This is a genomic window from Mesorhizobium intechi, from assembly GCF_002879535.1.
GTDB lineage: Bacteria > Pseudomonadota > Alphaproteobacteria > Rhizobiales > Rhizobiaceae > Mesorhizobium > Mesorhizobium intechi.
Window position 1 is genome coordinate 1 of sequence record NZ_PNOT02000256.1, and the last position, 3104, is coordinate 3104.

Sequence of the window (3104 nt, forward strand, 5' to 3'; positions counted from 1 at the left end):
CCAGATGCACCTTCCAGCCGCGCTCGTTCAGCTCATGCGCCAGCGCCTCGGCCGGAAACAGATGTCCGCCGGTTCCGCCCGCCGCGAGTAGGATGACACCCCTCGCCATGTCACTCCGCCGGCAAAGCGCGCTGCGGCAGCGCAAAACCCATCTGCTTGCGCTTTTCCGGTCTCTTGCGCGTCAGCGCCAGAACCATGCCCATCGAAATGGCGATGGCGATCTGCGAGGAGCCGCCATAGGAGATGAAGGGCAGCGTCATGCCCTTGGCGGGCACCAGTTGCAGGTTGACGCACATGTTGATGACGGCCTGCAGGCCGAACACGGTGACGAGGCCGCCGACCGCATAGCGGGTGAAGTCGTCATGTTCCTTCAGCGCCGTGTTGAGGCCTCGCAGCACGATGAAGGCGAAGATCGACATGATGAAGAAACACATGATCAGCCCGAATTCCTCGCCCGCGACCGAGAAGACGAAGTCGGCGTGGCTGTCTGGGATGACCCGCTTGACCGTGCCCTCGCCCGGTCCGACGCCGAACCAGCCACCATTGATCAGCGCGTCGCGTCCCATGTCGACCTGGAACGTGTCGCCTTCGCCGGTGAGGAACTTGTCGATGCGCAAGGCAACGTGCGGAAACACCGTATAGGCGGCGAAGACGCCGCCGACGCCCGCAGCGCCCAGCACGATGATCCACAGCCAGGGCAGCCCGGCCATGAAGAACATGATGCCCCAGGTGCCGGTCGTCAGCATGGTCTGGCCGAGGTCCGGCTGCGCCACCAGCAGCGACACGACCAGCACCAGGAGCAGCATGGCGAACAGATTGCCGGGAATGTCGGGCTGCCGCTTGTGCTCGGCGAACAGCCAGGCGCACATGATGACGAAGGCCGGCTTCAGGAACTCGGACGGCTGGATCGACAGGCCGGCAAGCGACACCCAGCGCCGCGCGCCCTTCACCTCGACGCCGATATAGAGCACCGCCACCATCAGCACCAGCATCAGGCACAGCATGATCAGCGACATGCGCCGGATCTGCCGGGAATCGAGGAAGGAGACCGCCAGCATCACGCCGAGCGCCGGCACGGTGAAGATGATCTGCCTTGTGGCGAAGTGGAAACTGTCGAGGCCGATGCGCTCGGCGACCGCGGGACTGGCAGCGAAGGACAAGACGATGCCCAGCCCCATCAGCGACAGAAACGCCGCCAGGAACCAGCGATCGATCGTCCACCACCAGGTTGCGACTGGACTTTTATCGAGACGGCTCTGCATTATCGTGCCCCTCCGATGGGTTTGACGCCATCTATAGCGCTCGCAGCTTGCCTGAAGGCTTCGCCGCGAACTTCGAAATTCTTGAACTGGTCGAAACTGGCGCAGGCCGGCGACAACAGCACCACCACCTCGCCGCCGCCGTCCTTGGCCGCATCATGGGCGGCGTGCGCGACCGCGGCGGCCAGCGTGCCGGATATCTCGTAAGGCACCGCCTCGCCCAGCGTCGCCGAAAAGGCAGGCGCGGCCTCGCCGATCAGATAGGCCTTGGCGATACGCGGGAAGAAACCGCGCAGCGGCTCGATGCCGCCCTCCTTGGGCAGGCCGCCGGCGATCCAGTAGATGCGCGGAAAGCTGGACAGCGCGGGGGCGGCTGCATCGGCATTGGTCGCCTTGGAATCGTTGACGAACAGGACATGGTCCTTGCGGCCGACCTGCTCCATGCGGTGCGCGAGGCCCGGAAAACTTTCGAGCCCCGACTGGATTTCGCCGAGGTCGAGCCCGACCTTCAGGCAAGCGGCGACCGCGGCGAGCGCGTTTTGCGCATTGTGCTGCCCGCGCAGCGAACCGATGCCTTCGAGGAAGGCGACCTTGCTGTAGCGGCCGTGCACGGCCTCCATCAGATTGGTGCCGTCGGCGAAATAGCCGTCGGTCAGTGGCAGCCGCTTGGAAATGCGGATGACCTCCCGGCCTGCCCGCTCCAGCCGCTCGGCGATCTGCGCGCACCAGGAATCGTCGATGCCGATGATCGCCGTCTCGCTGCCCGCCACCAGCCGTTCCTTGATCGAGGCGTAGTGCTGCATGGTGCCGTGGCGATCGAGATGGTCCGGCGTCAGGTTGAGCAGGATGCCGGCCGTCGGATTGATCGAGGGCGCGAGATCGATCTGGTAGGACGAGCACTCGACGACATAGTGTCGATCGGGCGTCGGCGGATCGAGCGTCATCACCGCGCGGCCGATGTTACCGCCCATCTGGGTGTCGCGGCCTGCCGATTTGAGGATATGCGCCGTGAGTGCCGTCGTCGTCGACTTGCCGTTGGTGCCGGTGATGGCGATGAAAGGCGCCGTCGGCGCGCCGAGCGTCCGCTCGCGGCAGAAAAGCTCGATGTCGCCGATGATCTCGACGCCGGCACCCTTTGCCAGTTCCACCGTCCAATGCGGCTTGGGATGCGTCAGCGGCACGCCCGGCGACAGCACGAAAGCCGAGAATTTCGCCCAGTCGGCGCCGCGCAGATCGGCGGTCGCGATGCCGGTGGCGGCTGCCTTGGCGACGCTGTCGGGATTGTCGTCCCAGGCAAGCACCTGCGCCCCACCCTCGATCAATGCCCGCGCGGTCGCGATCCCCGAGCCACCGAGGCCGAAGAGCGAAACCTGCTTGCCTGCGAAGGATGCGGCGGGAATCAAGGAGAGCTTCCTATCTGAGCTTCAGGGTGGAGAGGCCGACCAGCGCCAGGATGACGGCGATGATCCAGAAGCGGATCACCACCTGGCTCTCGGTCCAGCCGAGCTTTTCGAAATGATGGTGGATCGGCGCCATCAGGAACACACGCTTGCCGGTCATCTTGAAGTAGCCGACCTGGATGATCACCGACAGGATCTCCACGACGAACAATCCGCCGACGATGACCAGCACGATCTCATGCTTGGTGGCGACCGCGACCGTACCGATCAGGCCGCCCATGGCCAGCGAACCGGTGTCGCCCATGAAGATCGCCGCCGGCGGCGCGTTGAACCAGAGGAAGCCGAGGCCGGCGCCGATGACGGCGCCCAGCACGACCGCGAGTTCACCGGTGCCGGGAACGAAATGGATCTGCAGATATTCGGCGAACACCGCATTGCCCGAGAG

4 protein-coding genes are annotated in these 3104 nt (G+C 65.0%); all 4 read right to left on the reverse strand.

Features of this window, described 5'->3' with window-relative positions:
• The coding region (locus C1D09_RS22615; protein WP_143976377.1) for a glycosyltransferase at positions 1 to 109 on the reverse strand (109 nt) is incomplete at its 3' end.
• A 1-nt stretch (position 110) separates the two neighbouring features.
• Positions 111 to 1262 carry a putative lipid II flippase FtsW gene (gene ftsW, locus C1D09_RS22620; RefSeq protein WP_019859093.1) on the reverse strand — a complete coding sequence of 384 codons (1152 nt, stop codon included), beginning with the start codon at positions 1260 to 1262 and terminating at the stop codon, positions 111 to 113.
• Positions 1262 to 2662, reverse strand: coding sequence for a UDP-N-acetylmuramoyl-L-alanine--D-glutamate ligase (gene murD / locus C1D09_RS22625; RefSeq protein ID WP_143976378.1), 1401 nt, complete (start codon positions 2660 to 2662; stop codon positions 1262 to 1264). Before murD ends, ftsW begins: the two co-directional genes overlap by 1 nt.
• Before the next feature lie 10 nt (positions 2663 to 2672).
• Positions 2673 to 3104, reverse strand: a 432-nt coding sequence (gene mraY, locus C1D09_RS22630; RefSeq protein ID WP_143976379.1) for a phospho-N-acetylmuramoyl-pentapeptide-transferase, incomplete at its 5' end; no start/stop codon positions are given.

Excerpts from the sequence above, each read along its gene's own strand:
- ftsW (WP_019859093.1), bottom strand. The coding sequence starts at position 1,262 with ATGCAGAGCCGTCTCGATAAAAGTCCAGTCGCAACCTGGTGGTGGACG.